General features: G+C 46.5%; 15 protein-coding genes. 6 read left to right on the top strand and 9 right to left on the bottom strand.

Going from position 1 to position 17,774, the window contains the following annotated elements; genetic code table 11:
• Positions 1–628: 628 nt before the first annotated feature.
• The 5 genes from H9629_RS00305 to H9629_RS00285 form a co-directional block, all read right to left on the bottom strand.
• The gene (locus tag H9629_RS00305; protein WP_064102198.1) at positions 629–1,273 is read right to left on the bottom strand and encodes an MBL fold metallo-hydrolase; all 645 of its coding nucleotides are present in this window, start codon (positions 1,271–1,273) and stop codon (positions 629–631) included.
• Between the two features lie 22 nt (positions 1,274–1,295).
• The gene (gene hemH, locus H9629_RS00300) at positions 1,296–2,309 is read right to left on the bottom strand and encodes a ferrochelatase (RefSeq protein WP_064094924.1); all 1,014 of its coding nucleotides are present in this window, start codon (positions 2,307–2,309) and stop codon (positions 1,296–1,298) included.
• A gap of 65 nt (positions 2,310–2,374) precedes the next feature.
• Complete coding sequence (locus tag H9629_RS00295; RefSeq protein WP_064102197.1) at positions 2,375–3,403, bottom strand: DUF4062 domain-containing protein; 1,029 nt, start codon at positions 3,401–3,403, stop codon at positions 2,375–2,377.
• Positions 3,404–3,518: 115 nt separating this feature from the next.
• The gene (murI, locus tag H9629_RS00290) at positions 3,519–4,391 is read right to left on the bottom strand and encodes a glutamate racemase (RefSeq protein ID WP_064094926.1); all 873 of its coding nucleotides are present in this window, start codon (positions 4,389–4,391) and stop codon (positions 3,519–3,521) included.
• 49 nt (positions 4,392–4,440) lie between these two features.
• Complete coding sequence (locus H9629_RS00285; protein ID WP_064102196.1) at positions 4,441–5,052, bottom strand: DUF1285 domain-containing protein; 612 nt, start codon at positions 5,050–5,052, stop codon at positions 4,441–4,443.
• Positions 5,053–5,238: 186 nt separating this feature from the next.
• On the opposite strand from H9629_RS00285, the gene H9629_RS00280 reads away from it, so the two are divergent.
• Positions 5,239–6,951 (top strand): electron transfer flavoprotein-ubiquinone oxidoreductase, encoded by a 1,713-nt coding sequence (locus H9629_RS00280; RefSeq protein WP_064094928.1) that lies wholly within the window; start codon positions 5,239–5,241, stop codon positions 6,949–6,951.
• 99 nt (positions 6,952–7,050) lie between these two features.
• Here the strand turns inward: H9629_RS00280 and tusA are convergent, their stop codons facing one another.
• Positions 7,051–7,311 carry a sulfurtransferase TusA gene (gene tusA / locus H9629_RS00275; RefSeq protein ID WP_064102195.1) on the bottom strand — a complete coding sequence of 87 codons (261 nt, stop codon included), beginning with the start codon at positions 7,309–7,311 and terminating at the stop codon, positions 7,051–7,053.
• Between the two features lie 200 nt (positions 7,312–7,511).
• Between tusA and H9629_RS00270 the strand changes: the two genes are divergently transcribed.
• Both H9629_RS00270 and lnt read left to right on the top strand, forming a co-directional pair.
• Positions 7,512–8,351: an HlyC/CorC family transporter gene (locus H9629_RS00270; protein WP_064094929.1), complete on the top strand. Its 840-nt coding sequence runs from the start codon at positions 7,512–7,514 to the stop codon at positions 8,349–8,351.
• Positions 8,348–9,907, top strand: coding sequence for an apolipoprotein N-acyltransferase (lnt, locus tag H9629_RS00265; RefSeq protein WP_064102194.1), 1,560 nt, complete (start codon positions 8,348–8,350; stop codon positions 9,905–9,907). Before H9629_RS00270 ends, lnt begins: the two co-directional genes overlap by 4 nt.
• A gap of 162 nt (positions 9,908–10,069) precedes the next feature.
• On the opposite strand, the gene H9629_RS00260 is transcribed toward lnt, so the two are convergent.
• The 3 genes from H9629_RS00260 to gspF form a co-directional block, all read right to left on the bottom strand.
• On the bottom strand, positions 10,070–10,405 hold the full coding sequence (locus tag H9629_RS00260) for a hypothetical protein (protein ID WP_064094931.1): 336 nt from the start codon (positions 10,403–10,405) through the stop codon (positions 10,070–10,072).
• Positions 10,406–10,689: 284 nt separating this feature from the next.
• Complete coding sequence (gspG, locus tag H9629_RS00255; RefSeq protein ID WP_191730326.1) at positions 10,690–11,124, bottom strand: type II secretion system major pseudopilin GspG; 435 nt, start codon at positions 11,122–11,124, stop codon at positions 10,690–10,692.
• 75 nt (positions 11,125–11,199) lie between these two features.
• A complete protein-coding gene (gene gspF / locus H9629_RS00250) occupies positions 11,200–12,405 on the bottom strand; it encodes a type II secretion system inner membrane protein GspF (RefSeq protein WP_064102193.1) in 1,206 nt (401 codons plus the stop codon).
• 150 nt (positions 12,406–12,555) lie between these two features.
• Between gspF and H9629_RS00245 the strand changes: the two genes are divergently transcribed.
• The 3 genes from H9629_RS00245 (at position 12,556) to hslO (ending at position 17,633) form a co-directional block, all read left to right on the top strand.
• On the top strand, positions 12,556–14,778 hold the full coding sequence (locus tag H9629_RS00245) for a primosomal protein N' (RefSeq protein WP_191730325.1): 2,223 nt from the start codon (positions 12,556–12,558) through the stop codon (positions 14,776–14,778).
• Positions 14,779–14,853: 75 nt separating this feature from the next.
• Positions 14,854–16,707, top strand: coding sequence for a cation:proton antiporter domain-containing protein (locus H9629_RS00240; protein ID WP_191730324.1), 1,854 nt, complete (start codon positions 14,854–14,856; stop codon positions 16,705–16,707).
• A gap of 50 nt (positions 16,708–16,757) precedes the next feature.
• Positions 16,758–17,633, top strand: a complete 876-nt coding sequence (gene hslO / locus H9629_RS00235; RefSeq protein WP_191730323.1) for an Hsp33 family molecular chaperone HslO — start codon at positions 16,758–16,760, stop codon at positions 17,631–17,633.
• The last annotated feature ends 141 nt before the right edge of the window (positions 17,634–17,774 follow it).

Raw genomic sequence — 17,774 nt, 5'->3', positions numbered from 1 at the left:
GCTAGATGCTCTTTATATTTAAATCATTCATCCCAAGGTTAATCAGTCCATTGATTAACCTTAAATAAATAGAATATGAGTAGTTTCTGGCCCTTTTAAATCATACTGCATGCTGTTCCCTAGCCTTCAATCAGATTCATTTTTGGAGAAATCTCATCCTTTCCTGTTAATAGACTAGGTCTCCTAGTTTTCACCTTGCCCGATAAAAGTACAAGTGTACCCATTTTACCGCAAGTAAAAAATTTAATTGTTTATCAATAAAAAACAATAACTAATATTTTAAAGCTATACTCTCAAGATAATAATACCTCCTAGATAATTTTTAATAACTGCTATTTAAATAATGAACTATCTGGGCGAACAGGCGTAATAATTATAAATATTAAAAAATTATGTAACGGAGAAAGCGAGAGGGCTTTGGTGCTTAAAAATCCTATTTTTTCTATTTATCGGCTGCAGTCTGGCCAGTTTGAGTTTTGGGATTTATCTTTTCGATCTTCTGATCATTACAATTGGTTTTTTACTGATTCTGGTAGCCATTCTGATTGTGCTGGAATTAAGACAGTTACATAGCGGGCCCTTTCAACGGGACTGATAAAGCTGGCTCATCAATCCCGGGCTCAAAGTTTTAACCCGCTTTACCTGCAACAAAAGGATTATGCTGCTTTTCAAAACCAATGGTACTGATCGGCCCATGTCCTGAAATAAATCGAGTTTCATCCGGCAGGCTAAAACATTCACGCTGAATAGAATCTAATAGCTGCTGATGGTTGCCACGCGGGAAATCAGTCCGGCCAATCGAGCCTTTGAACAATACATCACCTGTCCATAACAAGGCATAATTTTTGTTATAGAACATAACATGACCCGGCGTATGGCCGGGGGCAAAACGCACTTCAAATTCTTCATTGCCGAGTGTGAGAACTTCACCACCTTCCAACCACTGAGTCACTTCGACTTTTTCCGGAATCGGAAAACCATAACGTGCCGAAACTTCCTGAATCATGTCAAGCCAGAATGCATCTTCCTTATGCGGTCCGATTACCGGTACATTCCAGGCCTTTTTTAATGCACCCACCGCCCCGGCATGATCCAGATGGCCATGAGTGAGCCATAAGGCTTTAACCTTTAAACCCAGCGCTTCCACTTCAGCTTTCAGTTTTTCAGGTTCCCCTCCTGCATCAATCAAAATGGCTTCTTTAGTGTCCGCATCCCAAACGATCGAACAGTTTTGCTGAAAGGCAGTAACTGGAACAATTTTGACTTGTAACATGGGGTGAAAAACCTCGGGCAAGTTAATGGGCAAGTGTCTGTGTCAATGCATCCAGATTAGCCTGAAGCAGGCTATTGAGCAATCGCAAATGATCTTCACGGCTATTTAATGCCGGAATGTAACTATAGCTTTCGCCACCCATTGCTTTAAAGGTCTCGGCATTCTCTATTGCCAGCTCTTCAAGCGTTTCCAGACAGTCCGCAGAAAATGCAGGACTCATCACTTGAATTGATTTCACCCCCTGCTTGGCCCAATCTTCAAGTAAAACATCGGTATAGGGCTTGATCCATTCCTGTTTACCAAACCTCGACTGGAAGCTGATCGCATATTGATCTTCATTTAAACCCAGTGCTTCCGCCACCAATTTACCCGTGATGCGGCAACGGTCGGCATAAGGATCACCTTTATCGGCATAGGGCTGTGGAATGCCGTGGAAAGACATTAACAATTTTTCTGGCTGACCATGAATTGCCTGATAGTCCCGTACACTTTGAGCCAGCGACTGGATAAATAAAGGATGTTGATAATAATCCCGGATCACTGTCAAACCGGGTAAATTGCGCTGTTGAACCACCCATTTCGCCACTGCATCGTATAAAGGTGCAGTCGACGTGGCTGAATATTGGGGAAACAGGGGAAATAGAATCACGTGTTCCTGTGGCTGCGCGGAGACTTGTGCCAAGACATCCTGAATGCTGGGATTGCCATAGGTCATGGCGGGTACCACATTCAGTTCAAACTGTGGATACAGCTGGGTGAGATGTGTCTTGACTGCGCTGACCTGCTCAAACAGAATTTCACGCATCGGTGAATCCTGTCCCCATACTTGTGCATAGGCCTGTGAAACCCGCTTTGGACGGAAGGGCAAAATGAATAAACGCAGAATGATTTGCCAAATCGGTTTGGGAATTTCAATCACACGCTGGTCGGATAAAAACTGCTTGAGAAAACGGCGTACCGCAGGAATCGTAGGCTCATCTGGTGTGCCCAAGTTTGCCAATATAATCGTCACTTTCGCTTTAGCAGTAGAATACATTCAGTTCGTCCGTCAGGATATCAACCCCTGTACTTTAACAGCTTTTTATTTATTCTTTATATGGATTAATACGCTGACTTATATTGAAAAGTGCGATCTAAATCCAGCAAGCTGCTGTCCAGCAACTTTTGCGCTTTTGGCGTGATCTGCCACAGCATGCGCTGGCGGTCATCACGACCGGATGGCACAATCCAGTCATTCTGGCGCATTTGAATTTTCAAGCTATGCAAGGCACGGATATTCATCTGGGCACGCGCGACAGCATGTGCTCGCGGCATCTGCACCCGCGCATCCGGCAGGCCGGTTTCATTCAGATATTCATTCATGCGCTTTGAGAAAAACTCTTCAGGCGTGGGATTGACAAAGGTTGAGCCCAGCAATGCCAATAATTGTGCCCAGGTGAGTTTTTTCTGGACTTTAATTTCCTTGAAGTTACCATCCTGATAGGCATGCATCCGGTATTCAAAAGAAAAAACTTCATGCATCGCCACTTTGGGCAAGCTTAAGAATGGATCGAGCTGAGCTGTTCCGCCATCACGTTCCAGTTGCGCGACTTTCGCTTTAAGCTGGTCAATCTCATCATGCAGGGCTTGGGTATTTTGCGGGCGTACCCAGCCGGTTACCGGATATCGCTCCAGCATCTGTGGCATGTTAAAACGCACTGCCATTTCCAGATCGCGCAAACTGCGATAAGTAAATACCTGATCCACTTCCTGCTGTAGCAGTTGACGGAATTCCCTGAATTTTTCTTTTAATTCCGGTTTGGCATCATGCAATGCACTTTCACGTGAAGCCGGATCATCATGCATGAATATAATAATCGGCTTTTGCTTGGTCACTGCATAAATATATTCGAGATGCATATAGCCGACGCCCGAAACTGACTGCTCCCCGTATTGGCTACCCAGTAAAATCACGACATAATCACAGTCATCAATCTGGCGGCGTGCAAATGCAGTATTCAGCGGTGTACGCTGTTCCAGCCCCCACGAGAAAAATCCCATTCCCACCAGTGTTTGAGACAAAATGATACGCTCCGGTTGCATTTCTGCCCCAGAGGTTGAGATGAACACTTGGTATCGTTTATCCAGCATGGGCTATCCTCTTCTCCTGTACATTTGCGTAAACATGCATAAGTACATGTTTCCTTACGCAATATGGCCACCCCAATTAAAAAATATAGTTCTTTTTAAATTATAAAAATGAGCTTTAGACTGCACTCATGTTACTGACCTGCCATTTTATATCGGCTGGAATCAGGTGCTGCAAAATCGGTCGGAGCTGTTCAGCATTCTGCCCACTCACCACCAGTTCAATCGTTACACTTTTGCCAGACTTATGCTCAAATAATAACCCATTTTTAATTAAAATTCGGGCTGTTTGTCTTGCAACTGCGAATCCTGAGTCAATTAATGTCAGCTTTTGACCAAAAATATACTGAATTGACGATTTTAGGAAGGGGTAATGTGTACATCCAAGCACTAAATAGTCAGCGCCTTGATCTATAACAGGTTGTAAAATCTCTTTTAATGTCTGCAAGCAGGCTTCACTCATCTGCTCTCCGGCCTCCACAAAAGGCACCAGCTCCAGACTGGTGACCGGCAGGACTTTGACTTGAGCAGGTTCGGCAAAACGGGTAATCACATCTTTAATCAGCTGGCCGCGGAAGGTTGCAGGTGTAGCCAGTACTGCAACCGTTTTTGACTGGGTATTCAGGACGGCCGGCTTAAGTGCGGGCACCAAACCGATAATCGGAAAGTTTTCACCATAATGCTCGCGTAAATAATCCAGACTAAAAGCGGAAGCGGTATTGCAAGCCACCACTGCAACTTTACAACCCTGACGATACAGCCATTCAATCGCCTGAGCCGTCAGGGTGCGGATCTCCTGATCCTCTCTCGGCCCATAAGGAACATGGGCAGTATCTGCATAATAGACAAAGCGCTCATTGGGTAAATACCGGGCAATTTCTAGGGCGACCGACAAGCCGCCTACGCCTGAGTCAAAAATACCAATCGGGGCATCTGCCGTGGCATTAGGCATCGGGTCCAATAGCTTGGAAATTGGTTGAATAGCGCTCATAACGTTGCAGGGGGCTTGTTGCTAAAATTCTAGCGAACAAGCTTAAACCTCAGGTGCTCAAATGCAAGTCTAAATCGCCACTTTTCAAACTTAAAACGGTTTCACCTGCCGGATTTTCCCCAAGCTCTCCCATCTCGACCAGATGTAAAAATGCCGCACGCTGAATCAGGGCATTAATCCCGAAACGCACATGCACATAAGGCCGCAACTCACCTTTGTATTCACGCATAAAGATCGGATGTTCGGCATCGACAATAATCAGGTCTTGGGTAGTCGTGCCCAGTTGCAGATAGTTCACTCCATTGATCTCAACCCGATCGACCTGATTGACAAATAAAGGTTCATCTTCAACTTCAATTTCAATCATTTCTACCGGTGTTTTTAGATAGAATTTATCGTTTTCTTTCCAGAGCACCGTTGCAAATAGGTCAATCATGGGCTGACGCTTGATCAATTGACCTTCGTGCCACCATTCTCCATTGGCTAAAACCTTGAGATCCATTGTGCCACAATACTTTGGCTGCCATTGCTCCAAAGGGGGTATTGACCTTTTGTGACTGCCCTGTGCATCTTTTAAGTATTGTGCGATATCCATTAAATTTTTATCATCGGAAGAAGTTACTTTTTTCGTCGGATTTGTGCTGGCTACTGGCTTATCCATAAAAGAAGACCTTAATGACGGAAAAATAATATGTTTCAGCCAATTGGCTAAAACTGGGTTTAAAACTATACTAGCCCAGATTATCAAAGACACCAGTACTTTTGTGTCTAGGAACCAAGAACACTTATGGCAGCACCCAATCATATGATTATGGTTGCCACCGAATAGTAATATGAGGAGTCCTACATGGAACACATCGAACGTGAATCGATGGAGTTTGACGTCGTCATCGTAGGCGCAGGCCCTGCGGGTCTTTCTGCTGCGATCAAAATCCGTCAACTTGCAATTGAAAACAACTTAAACGATCTGTCCGTTTGTGTCGTAGAAAAAGGCTCCGAAGTCGGTGCGCATATTCTTTCCGGTGCTGTGCTTGAACCGCGTGCCATGAACGAATTGTTCCCGGACTGGAAAGAACAGGGTGCCCCGCTGAATGTCCCGGTGACTGAAGATAAAACCTTCTTCCTGCTGTCAGATGAAAAATCACAGGAAGCACCGCACTGGATGGTGCCAAAAACCATGCATAATGATGGCAACTATGTCATCTCGCTCGGCAACGTGGTGCGCTGGTTAGGCCAGAAAGCTGAAGAACTGGAAGTGTCAATCTTCCCGGGCTTTGCCGCCTCAGAAATTCTGTACCATGAAGATGGCACGGTAAAAGGCATCCAGACCGGTGACATGGGTATTGGTAAAGATGGCGAACCGACGCATAACTTTACCCCGGGTTATGAACTGCATGCCAAATACACGTTATTTGCAGAAGGTTGCCGTGGTCATTTGGGTAAACGCCTGATCCAGAAATTCAACCTGGACAAGGATGCCGATCCGCAGCATTACGGCATTGGCATTAAAGAGCTTTGGGAAATTGATCCGGCCAAACATAAACCGGGTCTGGTGATGCACGGTGCTGGCTGGCCATTGAATGAAACCGGTTCTTCAGGGGGCTGGTGGTTGTACCATGCTGAAAACAACCAGGTGACCCTGGGCATGATCGTGGATCTTTCTTATGAAAACCCGCATATGTATCCGTTCATGGAAATGCAGCGCTGGAAAACCCATCCACTGATCAAGCAGTATCTGGAAGGCGGCAAGCGTATTTCTTATGGTGCCCGTGCCGTGACCAAAGGTGGTTTTAACTCACTGCCAAAATTCACCTTCCCCGGTGGCTCGTTAATTGGGGATGATGCCGGCTTCCTGAACTTCGCCAAGATCAAGGGCTCTCATACGGCAATGAAATCCGGCATGCTCTGCGGTGAAGCGGTATTTGAAGCGATTGCTGCCGGTGTAGAAAAAGGTGGTGATCTGGCAGTTGCACGTGTTGTAGAAGGCGAAGATTTCTTTGTGAAAGAATTGACCGCGTATACCGACAAGTTCAACCATAGCTGGCTGAAAGAGGAGCTGTACAGCTCGCGTAACTTTGGCCCGGCGATGCACAAGTTCGGTCAATGGATGGGTGGTGCATTCAACTTCATCGACCAGAACGTGTTTAAAGTGCCGTTCACCCTGCATGATCTGCTGCCTGACTTCAAGGCATTAAAAACTGTCGATGCAGTGAACTTCAAGCCGACCTATCCAAAACCGGATGGCAAGCTGACTTTTGACCGTCTGTCTTCAGTGTTTGTGTCGAACACGGTCCATGAAGAAAACCAGCCTTCGCATTTGAAACTAACTGATCCATCCATCCCGGTTGAAGTGAACCTGCCGAAATGGGATGAGCCTGCACAGCGTTACTGCCCAGCGGGGGTGTATGAAATCATGGAAAATAATGACGGTTCCAAGCGTTTCCAGATCAATGCAGCCAACTGTGTGCACTGCAAGACCTGTGATATCAAGGATCCGTCCCAGAACATCACCTGGGTGACACCGGAAGGTGGTGGTGGTCCGAATTACCCGAATATGTAAGTTATAAATCAAAATAAAATAAACCCGCCTCAGAGCGGGTTTATTTTCAAGATCAATTCAAAATTATCAGTACACGAAATGCATAAATTTTTGGCAGATTTAGCCGCCTTTTTTCACTAAATAATGAAATTCTTTATTGCCATTTTCATCCAGTCGCTCTTCCTGCAATAGCAATTCATGCCCCAGATGCATACAGAACTTTGGAATATCCCAAGACGTTGAATTATCCGTGGCAAACACCTCAACCACGTCGCCAGCTTTGGATTTACGGATCGCCTGATGCAACATCATTACCGGCTCAGGACAACGTAAACCTCGGGTATTCAATTGCAGGCTTGGAATAATTTCAGTGAAGGACATCGAAACACTCAGGATGAAAAGACATCATATTTTAACATAAACCTGTGATTACAGGACTGCTTTGGATATAGGTCCAGGTTTAAAATCGGCACTGACTTACGCGATCAAGACTGCACATCATATTTACAATAGACAAGCGTATTTTCTGCGGTATGATAAAACCACGTTTTTTTAGATATTAAGAGTCTTCAGGAAAAATCATGCACGAGGAATCAGGCCCGTCGTGGGGTATGCGCGGTTTACGCAAATGGCTGGGAACTGCACCCGAAACTCGCGACGAACTGCTAAAATTAGTACAAGATTCACGTCGATTTTTAGAACCCGATACTGTTGCCATGCTTGAGGGTGTACTTGACCTCCCGGCAACCAAAATTCGTGAAGTCATGACGCCCCGTACGTCCATGATCAGCTTGCAGGAAGATGACCAACTACTGGATATCCTGCATGTGCTGGTCGAGTCTGCACATTCACGCTTTCCGGTATTCTCATCCGATCAGACCGACAATGTAGTCGGAATTCTGCTGGCCAAGGATTTATTGCCTTTTCTGACCGAGCCGACCACCAAAGTCGATATTCGCGCGCTCATGCGCCAGCCTTTGTTTGTTCCAGAAAGTGCCCGTTCCGATCAGGTACTGCGCATGCTGAAAAACACCCAGACACATATTGCCGTAGTGATTGATGAATACGGTACGACTTCGGGTCTGGTGACACTGGAAGATATTCTGGAAGAGATTGTCGGTGAAATTGAAGATGAACATGACAATATCGATGAAGAAGCACAGTACATTGTTCCGGATAACGACCCGACTACCGCCAATACCTGGATAGTCCAGGCCCTGACTCCGATCGAGTATTTCAATAATATGCTGGATACGAATTTCCCTGATGATGAAGTGGAAACCATGGGCGGCTTGTTATTACAGGAAATTGGTCTGGTGAATGATCTTGAAGGTCAGACCATTGAACTGGAAAACTGGCAGTTTACCATTCTTGAGGCAGATTCGCGTTCTATTCACCTGATTCGAGCCGTGCGCCAATGAGAGCGTATTTCGATAAGCTGTTGAGTTCTTCTCAGCGGCAGAAAACCTTGCCGCTGATCTATCCTGTCTTAATTGCCTTATTTGCAGGTGCCATCTTCAGCTTGGCACTGGCTCCCTATCATTACTGGTGGCTAGCCATTCTGTCTCCGGCCCTGCTCTATGCCTGCTTGCGTGGACGTAGTGCAAAACAGGCCTTTGGTATTGGCTGGGCTTACGGGATCGGCTTGTGGTTTGTGGGTGCTTTCTGGCTCTATACCTCCATCCATGTCTATGGCGATACCAGTGCCTTTCTGAGCATTGTGATGATCCTGATCATGGCGTTGGTGATGGGTCTGTTTAGTGCTGTTCAATGTTTTGTTTACCGGCGCTTTTTCCCGGAAACCCCTTTAACCTTTGCCCCGCTCTGGGTACTGTTTGAATGGGCCAAGACCTGGGTATTTACCGGGTTCCCATGGCTGTTTGCTGGTTATGCCTTTACCGAACGCTACCTAGATGCCTATGCGCCCTTATTCGGCGTATTCGGGGTTTCTTTTGTGGTGATCATTCTGGCCTGTGCGCTGGTTGAAATCCTTAATAGACGCCTGTTCTGGGCGATTCCTTCAGCCATCTTGTTACTCGGTGCCTGGGGTGCAGCACAGCTGACGTTTGTTGAGCAGAAAAATCAAAAGCCTTTAACTGTTTCCCTGATTCAGGGCAATATTCCGCAGGACCTGAAATGGCTGACAGAATATCAGGTAAAGACCTTACTGATTTATGCCAATCTGAGCAAAACAGAATGGGGCCGAGATCTGATCGTCTGGCCAGAATCTTCGATTCCCATGTTCCAGACTGATATTGAAGCCTTTCTGGAAGCCATGAAAGTCCAGGCTGAAAAATCCGGAACGGCCTGGGTGACCGGCATTCCGTATTGGGATTTGGCCGAATCTCAGACTGCGGGCTATCCAAAATATTACAACAGCATTATGGCGAGCGGAGATGAATCGGATGGGCTGTACAAGAAACAGCGTCTGGTTCCGTTTGGTGAATATATTCCCTTGTCAGGCTGGTTAAGCTGGGTATTGCCGGGTTTACAGAATGATCCGTCCATGAGTGGTTTTACTCGGGGTACAGATCATCAAGAACCGTTGAATGTAAAAAATCATCCTTTGGGTTCTGCGATTTGCTATGAGGTGGCTTATCCTAATTTGACCCGCCGTAATGCCAGCCAGAGTGATTTTCTGGTAACCGTATCTAATGATGCCTGGTTTACCGGTACAGCAGGGCCGCTACAGCATCTGCAGATGGTGCAAATGCGTGCCAAAGAAAATGGCCGCTGGTTTATCCGTGCCACCAATACTGGTGTGACTGCGTTTATTGATCACAATGGTCATATCGTGAAAAAAGCCCCGATGGATCAGGAAGTGGTATTACGTGGTGAACTTCCAGCCATGCAGGGCGTAACCCCGTATATGAAACTCAGCGACTGGCCGGTCCTGATCTTCTCGGTTCTACTCTTGCTAGTGGGCTGGCGCTTCCGTCCACGTAAAGTGGATGTCAGCTTTAAATCTAGACGGTAATTTCTTCAAGTCCCCATTTTACAAAGGGGGATTTAGGGGATTCCTGAATCATGAATATAGTATCTTATCAACCTCTCCTAAGCTGCCGTTAATAAAGGGAGGAACACTCAAGGAAATAAAAAACCGAGGTCAAAGCCTCGGTTTTTTATTGCTTTCAAAAATTTAAAACTGTACTGCCAGATAACAGAGCATGCTGGCTAAAGACAGCATCGGTACATGACGATAAATATGAACTACAGCCTGTTCAAATGCTGAGCTTTGCTCGGCCTGAATGCGAATAACACTCGCATTTAATGCTGACCAGAAACATAGAGCCATTAAACTACTCATCAAACTGATGGCAAAGAAAGCCACCATAATCTGGCTGCTACCTTCGGTGCTCTGCCATAAATGAACGATTCCCTGACTGACCGGCAACATGCTTAAAACCAGAAGAACAGATTTCAGCATCAACCAGTGAAATTGGTTGATTTCATCTTTCAAGATAAATGCTTTCATATGTTTCTCCGTTGGCGAGCCAGGTGCCTTTCAGAGCATTATGAGCTTTTTCAAATAAATAGAAAGTGTAGCTTTATTCATATCTTACGAGAATTGTAATAGATAAACATGGGAATAATTCTTATTATAACTCGCATATCGTTTCTATTATTTAATTTATATAATTTTCAAAAACTTATATTATATTTTATAATTAATACCTATTATCACTTCACTTAACACAAAAATAAGCTATGAAGTGAAGTGATATATTCCATTCAGTGAGAATTTAGAATGATTCTCGATTATGGCTGATAATAAATATCGGCATCTGTTCCTTCACCGCCCGCTTGACCATCTGCCCCAAATGAATACAGATCGAAGCTTCGACCATCGGTACCCGGAATCACATATTGCAGTTCATTATCCCAGCTGTCTTTTGGAAAACCGCCTTTGACATAACCACCCGGCATCCAGTTTTTTGCAGTCGCTGGCTGGTTCACCAGTGCATCCAGACCACCTTCCTGCATGCTTGGATATTTACCATTGTCGAGCTTATATTGATCCAGTGAACCTGCAATACTCTGCAACTTGATCACGGTGGTATCTACTTTGGCTTTTTCACCGCGCCCCATCACGTTCGGAACGATCAGCGCAGCCAGCACACCAAGAATAACAATCACCACCATGACTTCGATTAAGGTAAAGCCTGCCTGTTTATTTAATTGTTTCCTTTTCATTCACTCTCTCTCATTCATTTGCATTATTCAGACCACTTGAATCTTGATCACAGCAAAATTCTAACTGGTTACTGTTTAAATCATATTATTCATATTCACAATTGGCAGCATTACTGCTATCACAATGACCAGAACAATACTGGCCATCAGAACCAGCATTAAAGGTTCCAGCAAAGCCAGTAAAGTTGAAATCAGGGTGGTCACTTCACGATCCTGCATCTGTGAAGCACGCTCCAGCATTCGGTCGAGTTCACCGGATGCCTCGCCACTTCTGATCATTTGTACCATCATCGGCGGGAAATAACCACTGCGTTCCAGTTGGGTTGCCAAGTTACCGCCTTCGGTCACTTTTTCAGCAGCCAGATTCACCGCATCACGGATTACCCAGTTATTGCTGACCGCAGCTCCAATGCGCAATGCATCGACTAGCGGCACGCCAGACTGGGTCAAAATGGATAAGGTACTGGCAAAACGCGCGGCATTAATCCCGCGTGATAGTTTCCCAAATAGCGGCAGCTTTAAAGTCAGACGGTCAAAGGCATAATGCCCGGCGGTGGTTCTTAAAAACCGGACCAACAGGAAAATCCCCAAGGCTCCACCGATCAATAAAAATGGCCAGGCAAGGCGGATAAAATCACTGGCTTTCATCAAGGCCACGGTAATCCAGGGCAGGGCATCTTTACTCTGGTCAAAGGTCTTGACGATATCCGGCACCACATAGGTCATCAGTCCCATCACGATTGCAAAGGACATCAGCATCAGGATAATCGGATAGATCATTGCACCTTGAATTTTTTTCTGCATGGCGAAACGATTTTCGGTATAGTCTGCCAGTTGGTCCAGAATCAGATCCAGATGCCCGGAACGCTCACCGGCCGCAATCGTGGCAATATACAGCTCGGGAAACCGTCCCGATTGCTGCAAGCCTTGCGCCAGACTATGCCCTTCCAGCACTTTTGAGCGCACTGACATCAGCAGGTTTTGCACATGTACTTTTTCACTTTGCTTGCCGACGGCGCGAATCGCTTCTTCCAGTGGAATTGCGGCGGCGACCAGTACGGATAATTGCCGGGTCATCAGAGCCAGATCATAGGCGGTGAGGCTTTTTTCAAACCATTTTCGTCGATAATGCCGGTCTTTTTTCTCTACAGGATCGACAGAGACTGGAATAAGCGCTTTATCCCGTAATTGTTGCCGGATCTGACGCGCAGAATCCCCTTCCAGCACGCCTTTTTGCTGCTTCCCTGAAGCATCAAGCGCAATAAACTGATATGCAGGCATTGTAATGCTCTAATTTTCCAAAATTTTGCTTAACGCTGTTGCGTCAGACCACCCAAATCATTCATATTCTTTGATATAAATTATCTGCTCACTCTAACATAATCGAACTTTAAGCACGACGAAATTTCTTCAGGATCTCCACCCCAAGATATGCAAAATTCTCACCCAGATTCAAGTCCACTTTATCGCGTACGCGTTGCTGTACCTGTGCATGTATTTGATTGTTTTGATTACACAATGAGTGCAGAACAATTTGAACAGGCGCAGATTGGCGCACGTGTACTGGTGTCGTTTGGCCGGCAGAATCTGGTCGGGGTGATTATCGAAAAACTGTCCGCAGACACTCCTCTCGACCCGCGCTTTAAACTTAAGGCTGTGACCGAACTGCTCGATGAACGTGCCATTATAGATAGCAAAGTTTTAAGTTTGTTGACATGGTCAGCACAGTATTATCAGTTTCCGATCGGTGAAGTCGTCCACAGTGCCCTGCCAACCCTGCTGCGTCAGGGCAAGCCTTATAACCTGCTGGCTCGCACCTGGAAGCTCCTGGACACTAATGCCGAGGCCAAAGTACGCCGTTCAGACAAGCAGCAGGAAGCCTACCGGATTTTAAAACTGCATCCGGTCGGGACCACTGAAACTGTGCTCAACATGGCCGGGATTGAAACCGCGACCTTAAAAGCACTGGAGAAAAAAGAGATTTGCGCCTGTGTGCTGGAGTTACAAGATTTCAGTCCGCAGCCGATGCAACTGGCACAGATGCCGCTAACGGCCAATCCTGAACAAAAACATGCAGTCGAACAGGTATTAAAATATCGCAATCAATATCAGGCTTTTTTACTGGATGGTCTGACCGGCAGCGGTAAAACTGAAGTGTATTTGCAGATCATGGAGCAGGTACTGAAACAGGGCAAACAGGTGCTGGTGCTGGTGCCGGAAATCGGCCTGACGCCGCAAACCATCAGCCGGTTTCAGTCCCGTTTTCATTGCCATATTGCGCTGCTGCATTCCGGGCTGAATGATTCCAAACGGCTACAAGCCTGGCAGTCGGCAGAAACCGGCAAAGCCTCGATTGTGCTGGGTACACGTTCCGCCATTTATACGCCAATGCCGAATCTGGGCCTGATCATTCTGGATGAAGAACATGACCTGTCCTTTAAACAGCAGGAAGGCTTCCGCTATCATGCCCGAGATGTCGCCCTGTACCGCGGCCATTTACAGCAATGTCCGGTAATCTTAGGGTCAGCCACTCCAAGCATTGACAGTTATGCGCTGGTGCAACATGGCAAGATGCAGGTGCTGGAGCTGAACCAGCGTGCCGGCACGGCCTTGATGCCCAAAATCCATATTCTGGATTTAAAAGTCGCACAGAAGCAGCATGGGATTAGCCTGCAATTGATTCAGGACATCAAAAAGCGTCTGGAGAAAAAGGAACAGGTGCTGATTTTTTTAAACCGCCGTGGCTATGCCCCCGTTCTGCTTTGTGGCAGTTGCGGCTGGCAGGCACAATGTCCGCACTGTGATGCCAACTTCACTGTACACCGTCAGCCTTATCAGCATCTGCATTGTCATCATTGCGGTACCATTCACCGTATGCCGGAACACTGCCCGCAATGTCAGCATCAGGAACTGGTTACACTGGGCATGGGCACCGGCAAAGTCGAAGAACATCTGAATGAACTCTTTCCGGATTTTGAGGTGATTCGGGTCGATCGCGATTCCACCAGTCGGGTCGGCAGCTGGCAGAAAATCTATGACAAGATTCAGAAAAGCGAACCAGCAATTCTGCTCGGCACCCAGATGCTGGCCAAAGGCCATCATTTTCCTTATGTGACGCTGGTGGCGATTCTGGATATCGATTCCGGTCTGCTCAGTGTTGATTTCCGTGCTACTGAACGGACTGCACAATTGATCGTGCAGGTTGCAGGCCGGGCCGGACGTGGTGAACACAAAGGCGATGTCTATTTGCAGACGCTCAGACCTGATCATGCCCTACTAAATACGCTGGTGAATGAAAATTATCGCGTGTTTGCCCAGCAAACCTTAAAAGAACGGCAGATTGCCCAGATGCCGCCCTATCGTTATGCCATCCTGATTCGCTGTGAATCCAAGGATCAGGCACAAAATACCGAATTCTTACAGAAACATGCAGCTCTTCTCAGGCAATATCCCGATCTGGTGCTGGACATCTGGGGACCGATTCCTGCGCCAATGGAACGTAAGGCTGGACGCTATCAGTCACATATGGTGCTATTGTCAGCAGATCGTCCACGTCTGCATTACTATATGCGCAGCTGGTGGCAAAACATGCTGCAGGACAAGCCTTCCAGCATGAAGCTCACGCTGGACATAGACCCTCAGGAACTGAGCTAAGAGATATTGCGCCTGAGGGTCGCTCTAGAATACGAAACTGCGAGTCTGGATCAAGCATAAATTTAGGGCAGGAAAATGTCGATACTGTTACAAATCACACTGGTTCTGGTCATTGCACTGTTGATGGTGCCACTGAGTAAAAGGCTCAGGTTGCCAAGTGTGCTGGGCTATCTGTTAACAGGAATTATCTTGAGTCCAGGCCTTTTGCATCTGATTCAGGCACCCGAAGTCATGCGTAGTTTCATGCAAGTCAGCCTGATGGCGCTCATGTTCTGGATCGGCCTGCAACTCAGACCACAACGCATCCTCCAGATCCACCCCACCCTATGGATGATGGCAACTTTACAAGTACTGACCAGCGCGCTGATTTTCAGTTTGATGGCATGGACCTTTTTGCAGCAAAGTCTGCTTGCTAGCATCGTGATTGGGCTTGCCGGCAGTTTGTCTGCCATGACACTGGTCATTCAACAGTTGAACAACCAGCAACAGTTTGCCACCAGTTATGGTCAACAGACCTATTCGATTCTGCTGGTTCATGCCCTGTTGGCCATTCTGGTGATTGCAGCCATTCCCTTATTTGCCGGGATTCGATCCACTGAACATGGCGTGGCCTACTTTGCTGCGATCATCGCGACGTTAAGCGGTCTGTTCCTGTGTAACCGCTATCTGATGCAGCCGTTGTATCGCTGGATTGCCAAAAGCGGCGGTCATGAATTACATGTCATTGTGACAGTTACAGTGATCTTGGCATTATTGGTATTAATGAATACCCTCGGGATAAATCTATTCCTGGGAGCCTTGTTTGCCGGAATTTTACTGGCAGATTCAGATTTCAGGCCTGCGGTAGAAAGTACGATTCGGCCTTTTCAAGGCCTGTTGATGGGCCTGGCCTTTATCAGCTTTGGCATGTCATTGCACTTACCTGATCTGCTGGATTTTCCCTGGATGATTCTGGGCGGAACTTTGGCTTTAATCTTGATCAAGTTTACTGTTACTTTGGTATTGGCACGCTATTATCAAAATAGCTGGCGCAATACTACCCTGCTGGCTGGCAGCTTGGCACAGGGCGGTGAATTTGCCTTACTGGCACTGATGATTGCAGTATCCGACCAGATTATTAGGGGTGATCTGCTCTCTCCCTTGCTGTGGATGGTGAGTTTTTCCTTGCTGCTGGCCCCCGCATTTTATTGGTTATTACACAGTCAGATCTTACCGCGTCTGGATCGCCACAATCATCTGGCAGCGACTTTTGAAACTGATATTAATCCTCAAGCTCATACGCCAATCCTGCTGATTGGCTTTGGCCGCTTCGGACAGATCATTGCCCGGATTTTACTGCAACAGCAGCATGCATTTAGTGTCATGGACAGCACTGTGCCAGCCACTGAGCTTCTGGCGCAGTACGATATCCCTTTCTATCAGGCAGATGCGACAGAACCGGCAGCCTTGATGCAGGCAGGGGTTGCCACGGTGCAACAGGTCATTGTCGCCATTGATGATATTGAAGACTCAATGTTGATCCTGCGGCATCTGCGGCTGAATTATCCTGAAATCAGTTTATGGGTTCGCGCCCGTGACCGGCATCATGTGCAGTTATTACAGGATTTGGGCGTGCAACACATCTGGCGTGAAACCTACCTTTCTGCATTAGAACTGAGTCACGCCTTATTAGACCAGCTTAATACTAACCCCAAAGACAGCCAGTTACAGATCCAAAACTTCCGTGAACAGGATGAACAGCTTTTAAGCAGCCAGTATGATCTGGATCCAGAACAACATTCAACAGATAAAAACTACCGGAACAGTTTGGCTGAACTGGAGTATCTATTTGCTCAAGATCAACGCTATAAAGCGCAAACACCAGAGACGTCGCAGCAACCAGATACAAACAGCGTAACAATTGATATGTTAAGGGATGATCTGTCATAACTTGTGTTTTACAATAATGACACCATTAAAACAGGGTTATGGAGAATTTTATGTCTGATTTACGCCAACGCTTTTTTATTGAAGATAGCCCTGTTCGTGGTGAAGTGGTGCATCTTGAAGAAGCTTTACAAACTATTTTAGCGCAACGTGACTATGCACCTGCAGTTAAAATCCTGTTAGGTGAAATGCTCAGTGCCACTGCCCTGCTGGCCAGCACATTGAAAATTAAAGGCCGTATCAGCCTGCAAATTCAGGCAGCAGGTACATTTAAATGGGCCATGGCGGAATGCAACCATTTGGGTGAAGTTCGCGCTTTGGCGGATTATGAAGAAGACCCACACTTTCTGGTGGGCGAAGACAGCAGTACGGTTTTGAAGGCACTAAACTCTCCGGTTCTGTTCATCAATATCGAACCAGAAATGGGTGAACGCTATCAGGGTATCGTACCCCTTGATAAAGAAAACCTGGCGGGCTGTCTGATGCAGTATTACGATCTTTCGGCACAGATTCCGACGCGCATCGTACTGGCAAGTGACCAGCAGCGTGCGGGCGGTTTACTGATTCAGCTGTTACCGCGTAATAGTGAAGAAGAACAGCGTCGTGTAGATGAAGATCTGTGGCCACGTCTGACCATGCTTACAGAAACCTTGAAGGCTGAAGAACTGGTTGGGTTACAAGCTACTGATATTCTATATCGTTTATATAATGAAGAAGAAGTGCGTCTGCCAGATACGGAAGTGTTGAAGTTTGGCTGTACCTGCTCTAAAGAGCGTTGTGCCGTTGCCTTGCAGCAAATCGGTATAGAGTCGATCCGTGAAACACTGGAATTCCAGAATCCGATCGAGATGGACTGTCAGTTCTGTAATAGCCAGTATACGTTTACGGCTGAAGAAGCTTTAGGTCTTTTCGGTGAGCATCTGAGCTAACCAACCCTACTTCTCTGTTTTAAAAAGCATTCTTCAGGAATGCTTTTTTTCCATTTGAATTTCTACAACGCTGAAGAATAGAAAAAAGTATGTCCTTACAGTAGAAAATTCGCCCCTGCCTTAAGTTTCACTCTCTGGTAA

The organism is Acinetobacter pecorum, assembly GCF_014837015.1.
GTDB lineage: Bacteria > Pseudomonadota > Gammaproteobacteria > Pseudomonadales > Moraxellaceae > Acinetobacter > Acinetobacter pecorum.
This window is presented reverse-complemented; position numbering and strand designations above follow the sequence as displayed.